The 7064-nt window shown below is 70.9% G+C and carries 5 protein-coding genes; all 5 read right to left on the bottom strand.

Annotation, left to right across the window (positions count from 1 at the left end; translation table 11 throughout):
- Nucleotides 1-512: 512 nt before the first annotated feature.
- The 5 genes from ACIP64_RS31690 to ACIP64_RS31670 all read right to left on the bottom strand — a co-directional run bounded on the left by ACIP64_RS31690 (nt 513) and on the right by ACIP64_RS31670 (nt 6883).
- Nucleotides 513-2126: a glycoside hydrolase family 13 protein gene (locus ACIP64_RS31690; protein WP_401593386.1), complete on the bottom strand. Its 1614-nt coding sequence runs from the start codon at nt 2124-2126 to the stop codon at nt 513-515.
- Nucleotides 2127-2226: 100 nt separating this feature from the next.
- On the bottom strand, nt 2227-3108 hold the full coding sequence (locus tag ACIP64_RS31685; RefSeq protein ID WP_401593383.1) for a carbohydrate ABC transporter permease: 882 nt from the start codon (nt 3106-3108) through the stop codon (nt 2227-2229).
- A gap of 15 nt (nt 3109-3123) precedes the next feature.
- Nucleotides 3124-4098, bottom strand: coding sequence for a carbohydrate ABC transporter permease (locus ACIP64_RS31680; RefSeq protein WP_401593380.1), 975 nt, complete (start codon nt 4096-4098; stop codon nt 3124-3126).
- A gap of 42 nt (nt 4099-4140) precedes the next feature.
- Nucleotides 4141-5556: an ABC transporter substrate-binding protein gene (locus tag ACIP64_RS31675; protein ID WP_401593377.1), complete on the bottom strand. Its 1416-nt coding sequence runs from the start codon at nt 5554-5556 to the stop codon at nt 4141-4143.
- A 319-nt stretch (nt 5557-5875) separates the two neighbouring features.
- Nucleotides 5876-6883 carry a LacI family DNA-binding transcriptional regulator gene (locus ACIP64_RS31670; RefSeq protein ID WP_401593374.1) on the bottom strand — a complete coding sequence of 336 codons (1008 nt, stop codon included), beginning with the start codon at nt 6881-6883 and terminating at the stop codon, nt 5876-5878.
- Nucleotides 6884-7064: the final 181 nt, after the last annotated feature.

Raw genomic sequence — 7064 nt, 5'->3', positions numbered from 1 at the left:
TCCCGCCTATGTAGCCGCGCGGGGCGGGCTGGGGTGGGGCGCTCACCACGGGGGTCGCTGGGGGGGCCGGCCGGGTGGGCGGGGCGGGTCACCGGGGGGGGGGGCGCGCCCCGGTTCGGGGCCCCCGCCCCTCGGCGTACGCGGTCAGGACGCGTACGCCCCCGGCCCGCCGTGATGGACGGCGGGCCGGCCGGTTGTCGGGCTCGTGCGCAACGGGCGTGTGGAGGGCGGCCGACGGGCAGGGACGGCGGGGAAGCGTCGCCGCCGGCCGTCGCAAAGGACTGTGTGCCCGGGGGCGAGGTACCCGTGCCGCCGGACCGGGACTCGGCGTCCGCGCCGCGGAAGGGCGGGCGGGCGGGCCGTGAATCGGTCGGTCCGATGGCGCCGGTGACCCTGCGGGGGCGGACGGCCTTCGCCGCGCGAAGGCGTCGGTGCCGCCTTGGACAACGCTGTCCGAAGGCGGCACCCCTGAGCGGGAGCGGAGGAATCCCGGGGGCGTTGCCCGGCGCCGGCTACTCGCCCAGGCGCAGCCAGACCGCCGTGTCCCGGGGCAGCCGGCCGTCCTCGTCGAGCGGCCCGCTGGCGAGCAGGACCTGCCGGTGGCCGGGGAGGTCCACCGGGGCCGCCGACAGGTTGACCACGCAGGCGAAGTCGCCGTCGCGGCGGAAGGCGAGCACCTCGCCGGTGCTGTCGAGCCAGCTCATCGGCCCCTCGCCGAGGCCGGGTTCGGCGCGGCGGAGGTCCAGCGCGGTGCGGTACAGCGTGAGCACGGACTCCGGGTCGGCCTGCTCGGCCTCGGCCGTGTACCGCGCCCAGCCGTCCGGCTGGGGCAGCCACAGCTGCTCGCCGCCGAAGCCGTACGGCGGCGCGTCCCCGGACCAGGGCAGTGGTACCCGGCAGCCGTCACGGCCCGGGTCGGTGCCGCCGGAGCGGAAGTACATGGGGTCCTGGAGCCGGTCGGCCGGGATGTCCTCGACCTCGGGCAGGCCCAGCTCCTCGCCCTGGTACAGGTAGACCGAGCCGGGCAGGGCGAGCGTGAGCAGCGCGGCGGCGCGGGCGCGGCGCGTGCCGAGCTCCAGGTCGGTGGGGATCCCGTGGGCCTTGGTCTTGAAGTCGAAGCCGGTGTCGGCGCGGCCGTAGCGGGTGGCCGTACGGGTCACGTCGTGGTTGGCCAGGACCCAGGTCGCCGGGGCGCCGACGGGCGCGTGCACGGACAGCGTCAGCTCGATCGAGGCGCGCAGCCGTGCCGCGTCCCAGGGGCAGGCCAGGAAGTCGAAGTTGAAGGCGGTGTGCAGCTCGTCGGGGCGCAGGTAGCGGACGAAGCGCTCGGCGTCCGGCAGCCACACCTCGCCGATCAGGACGCCGCCGTAGGAGTCCGCGATGGTGCGCCAGGACCGGTAGATCTCGTGGAGTTCGTCGCGGTCGATGTAGGGGTGCGGGTCGCGCCCCTCCTCGAAGTCGGGCAGCAGCGGGTCCTTGGCGACCATCGCCGCCGAGTCGATGCGCACGCCGGCGACGCCGCGGTCGAACCAGAAGCGGAGCACGTCCTCGTGCTCCTTGCGGACCGAGGGGTGGTCCCAGTTGAGGTCGGGCTGCTCGGGTGCGAACAGGTGCAGGTACCAGTCGCCGTCGGGCAGCCGGGTCCAGGCGGGGCCGCCGAACTGGGACCGCCAGCCGTTCGGGGGCAGTTCGCCGTTCTCGCCGCGTCCGGGACGGAAGTGGAACAGCTCGCGCTCCACACTGCCCGGCCCCGCGGCGAGCGCCGCCTGGAACCACACGTGCCGGTCGGAGACGTGGTTGGGGACGATGTCGATGATCGTGCGGATGCCGGCGCCGCGGGCCTCCGCGATGAGCTTCTCGGCCTCGGCCAGGCTTCCGAAGGCGGGGTCGATGGCCCGGTAGTCGGCGACGTCGTAGCCGCCGTCGGCCAGCGGCGAGGGGTACCAGGGGCTGAACCAGAGGGCGTCGACGCCCAGCGCCGCCAGGTACGGCAGTCTGGACCGCACCCCGGCGAGGTCGCCGGTGCCGTCCGCGTCGCCGTCGGCGAAGCTGCGTACGTACACCTGGTAGATGGCGGCGCCGCGCCACCACTCGTCGGTGGCCTCGGTCGGCTGGGTGTCTGCCACGTGACTGGTCCTTTCGGGCAGCTGGGACCACGCCGCCGGCCCTCACGGCGGGCGGCGTGGTGCTGGTGGGAAGCGGCGTCGCGGTGGACGGGTGCGGGCCTCAGCCCTTCAGACCGCCGGCGGTCAGGCCGCTCATGATGTTGCGCTGGAACACAAGGAAGATCAGCAGGGTCGGGACGGAGGCCATGGCGATGGCCGCCAGGAGCCAGTTCTCCGGGACGCCGCTGGCGAGCGAGTAGATGCCGACGTTGAGCGTCTGCTTCGTCGGATCCGGCAGGGTGAGCATCGGCCAGAGGAAGTCCTTCCAGACCCCGACGATCGCGAAGATGGAGACCACTCCGAGGATCGGGCGGGAGATCGGCAGGACCACCGACCACAGGGTGCGCACCGGGGAGGCCCCGTCGATCGCGGAGGCGTCCAGCAGTTCCTGCGGCACCGAGTCGAAGAACCTCTTCAGCAGGAAGATGTTGAAGGCGTTGGTGACCGAAGGCAGCCAGATCACCCAGGGCGAGTCGAGCAGGTTGCGCTGGAAGATCGGCACGTCCAGCACGGTCAGGTACTGCGGCACCACCAGCACGGTCGCCGGGATCATCAGCGTCGCCAGCATCATCCCGAGGATCACGTTACCGAGCACCGGGCGGAGTTTGGACAGCGAGTAGGCGGCCGCCACGTCGAGGACCAGCTGGAAGGCGAGCGCCCCGAACGCGTACCAGAGGGTGTTGAGCAGTAGGTGGTACAGGTCCATCACGGACCAGGCGCTCTTGTAGTTCTCGGGGTGGAAGGAGTGCGGGAAGGCGGTCGGCGGGATCTGCGCGAACTCCTGCGTGGACTTCAGGCCGTTGGCGGCCATCCAGTACAGGGGTCCGAGGAAGACCAGCGTGAAGGCGGCGACCACCAGGAGGAGGACCGTCCGGTAGAGGATCTTGCCGCGCCGGCTCGCGAGTTGCGTCGGCGATATCAGCGTTCGCGTGCTGCTGCTCATCGGTGGGTCCCCGCCCTACTCGTCCGCGGCACGGCTGAGCCGCACGTACCCGGCGGAGAAGACCGCCAGCAGCACCAGCAGCACCAGGCCGAGCGCCGCGGCGCCGCCGTAGTTGTTGAAGTTGAACGCGTACTGGTAGATCAGGTAGACGACGGTGGTCGTGGAGCCCTCCGGCCCGGAGCCGCCGGTCAGCAGGAAGGGCTCGGTGAAGACCTGCATCGTGGCGATGATCTGCATGAGCAGCATCAGCGAGAGGATCAGCCGGGTCTGCGGGATCGTCACGTGCCAGATCTTGCGCAGGAGTCCGGCCCCGTCGAGTTCGGCCGCCTCGTACAGCTCGCCGGGAATGCCCTGGAGGGCGGCCAGATAGATCAGGGTGGCGCCGCCCATGTTCATCCAGGTGGACGCGATGACCACCGACAGCATGGCGGTGTCGGTGGACTGCAGCCATTGCTGGGCGGGCAGGTGCAGCGTCTCGAGGATGCGGTTGAACAGGCCGTACTCGGGGTTGTAGAAGTTCTTGAACAGCAGCACCGAGGCGACCGGCGGCAGCATCACCGGCAGGTACACCAGCAGCCGCAGATAGCCCTGCGCGTGCCGCAGTTCGTTCAGCAGCAGTGCGACGAAGAACGGCACCGCGAAGCCGAGCAGCAGCGCCAGGCCGGTGAAGAGCAGGGTGTTGCGCCAGGCCTGCCAGAACGCGGGGTCGTGGAAGACGTAGTTCAGGTTGGACCAGCCGGCCCAGGTGGTCTGCCCGTCCTTGGTCTTCTGGAAGGCCAGTACGAACTCCCGGACCATCGGGTACCAGGAGAAGAACGCGAAGCACAGCACGGCGCCGATCAGGAAGCCGTACGCGGTGAGGTTGCGGCGCAGGGAGCGGCCGGCCCGCCCCGGACGGTGGGGATCCGGGGCAGGGCGGCGTGCCGAGCGGCGCGACCGGCTCTTCGCGGGAGTGCTGGCGGGCAGGGTGGGGGCGCTGGGGGCCGACATCGTTACTCCTGAGTGCCGGGGGGCCGGGGGTCCGGTCCGGAGCTACTGGTTGGCGAGGACCTGGTTGACCTGGGTCTCCGCGGTGGACAGCAGCTTGGCGGCGTCCGCGTTCTTGTTGGTCAGGACGCCGGACATCACGTTGTCCAGGACCTTGTAGATCTCCTGGGCCTTGGCGGGCTCGGCCTTGCCCGGGATCGGGTTGTCCATGAAGGCGCGGAAGTTCTCCACCGGCATGGTGGCGCTGGCCGCCTTCAGCTGGTCGTCGCTGGTCTTGCTGGCTCCGGTGAAGAAGGCCGGCTGGGGCAGACCGACGGGCAGGCCGTCCGCCTTGGACCGGGAGTACTCGAACTGGCCCTTGCCCGGGGTGAGGGTCTTGAAGTTCAGCCAGGCGATGGCGGCCTTGATCTTGTCGGGCGAGCTGCCCTTCTTGATCATGTAGTCGTTGCCGCCGAAGAGGGTGGCCTTGCCGCCGGGGATCGGCCCCATGCCGAAGTTGGCGTAGTCGGCGCCGAGCTGCTGGACCATGTACGTGATGTCGTCGGGCGCGGCCAGGAACATGCCGAGCTTGTCCGTCGCCATCTGCTTCTGCAGGTCGCCCCACTTGAGCAGCTGGGTCTGGCCCATGCTGTTGTCGGTCCAGCGCATGTCGTGCAGGTTCTGCACGACCTGCTTGCCGAGGTCGTCGTTGAACGCCGCCTTGGTGCCGTCCGCGGAGACGACGTCGCCGCCCAGGCCGTACATCGTCGCGGTGAAGTGCCAGCCGCCGGTGTTCTGCGCGCTGTAGTCGCCGTAGCCGGCGATGCCCTTGCCGAGGCCCGCGATGGCCTTGGCCGCGGTGCGGACCTCTTCCCACGTGGCCGGGGGCTTGTTGGGGTCGAGCCCGGCCTGCGTGAAGAGCTTGCGGTTGATGAGCAGGCCCATGGTGTAGTTGCTGGTGGGCACGCCGTAGAGCTTGCCGTCCTTCTTCAGGACGCCCAGCACGTTGGGGTCGATGTCCTGGAGCGCGGGGACGGTCTTGTCCGTCACGTACGCGGAGATGTCCTCGGCGCCGTCGTTGTCCAGCACCTGCTGCAGGTCGGTGAAGTACGTGTAGAACACGTCCGGCTGGGACTTCGCCTTGAGCGCCGCGGTGAAGCGGGCCGGCTCCTCGCACTGACCGGGCGTCGACTTACCGTCGATGGTCACGTTCGGGTACTGCTTGTTGAAGGTGGCGACGTCCTCCTTCCACTCCTTGAGCTCCGCCTTCTTGGCGGCCGGCGGCATGCAGTCGATGGTGAGCGTGACCTTGGCCTTCGGGTCCAGCGGGGCGGCCGGGTCGGACGATGAACCGCCGCCGGCCTTCTCGTCGTTGTCCGCGCTGCTGCTGGTGCCGCAGGCGGTGAGGGCGACCAGGGCCAGCGCGGAGACGAGCGTGGCCGCGGAGGCACGGCGGGCGGGGCGGAACCAGGAGCTTCTCATCGGTGGTCCCCTTCGGGCATGAGCGTGGAAGGCCCCCTGCTACGCACAGCGGGGGCGCCGCACACTCAAGCACTCCTGGCAGATGTCCGCAAGATGTCGCGCAGTTTTCGCAAAAGACTGACGAGCTTGCGCAGGTGGGCTGCTAACCGTTTCCACGGCGGAGGAGGGGGCTGACCGGCGGGACCTGCCGTCCACGGGCGGCCGCGCCGCGGTCCTGCCGGGACCGGGGAGGGGGCCTGGCGCCCAGGACGCGCGAGAGCCCGCGGTGCCGGGCACCGCGGGCTCTGCGGGGGTTGCGCCGTCGTACGGCGCGCGGGGCTCAGGCGCGCACCGGTCCCGTCGTACCGCGGACGACCAACTCGGGCTCGTACAGGAGCTCGTCGGAGGCGACCTGCTTGCCCGCGATCTTCAGCGCGAGCAGTTCCACCGCGGTGCGCCCCATCGCCTCGATCGGCTGGCGCACGGTCGTCAGCGGCGGGTCCGTGCAGGTCATGAACGCCGAGTCGTCGTACCCGACCACCGAGACGTCCTGCGGCACCGACAACCCCATCCGGCGCGCCGCGCGCACCGCGCCCAGCGCCATCGGGTCGTTGGCGCAGATGATCCCGGTGACCCCGCGCTCCCACAGCTTCGCGGCCGCCGCCTGGCCGCCCTCCAGGGTGAACATCGCCCGCCCCACGTGCTCGTCGGGCAGCGACGAGCCGGTCGCCGCGGCCACGCCGCGGGCCGCCGCCAGCTTGCGCCGCGACGGCACGTGGTCGGAGGGCCCCAGCAGCAGGCCGATCCGCTCGTGGCCGAGCGAGGACAGATGCCGCCACGCCTGCTCCACCGCCACCGAGTCGTCGCACGAGACCCTCGGGAAACCCAGGTGCTCTATGGCCGCGTTGATCAGCACGACCGGCAGATTGCGTTCCGCGAGCAGCCGGTAGTGGTCGTGCGGCGCGTCCGCCTGCGCGTACAGGCCGCCGGCGAACACCACGCCGGAGACGTGCTGTTGCAGCAGCAGCGACACGTAGTCCGCCTCCGACACCCCGCCCGCGGTCTGCGTGCACAGCACCGGCGTGAGCCCCTGCTGGGCCAGCGCCGCGCCGACGATGTCGGCGAACGCGGGGAAGATCGGGTTCTGCAGCTCGGGCAGCACCAGCCCGACGAGCCGCGCCCGGTTCCCCCGCAGCTGTGTGGGCCGCTCGTACCCCAGCACGTCCAGTGCCGTCAGCACCGCCTGCCGGGTGCCCTCGGACACCCCCGGCTTTCCGTTCAGCACCCGGCTGACGGTGGCCTCGCTGACCCCGACCTTCTTCGCTACTTCGGCAAGCCGTCGCGTCATGCGTGCAAGCATACGACATGCCATGCAAGTGGTTTGCGCTCTTGCGCAAGACCGTTGGGACCCGCGGTATCCGGGTAAGCCATCGGTACAGCCGGGACGGGAGCGCCATCCTTCCCGGGGCAGAGGCGGACATTCCGGACGCCCGGGCCACGGTCCGCGCCGTACGGGAGGGGTTGGAGAG

Source organism: Streptomyces sp. NPDC088733 (genome assembly GCF_044751185.1).
Classification (GTDB): Bacteria; Actinomycetota; Actinomycetes; order Streptomycetales; family Streptomycetaceae; genus Actinacidiphila.
Note: the sequence above shows the minus strand (reverse complement) of the source record. Positions and strands in the feature narration are given on the sequence as shown.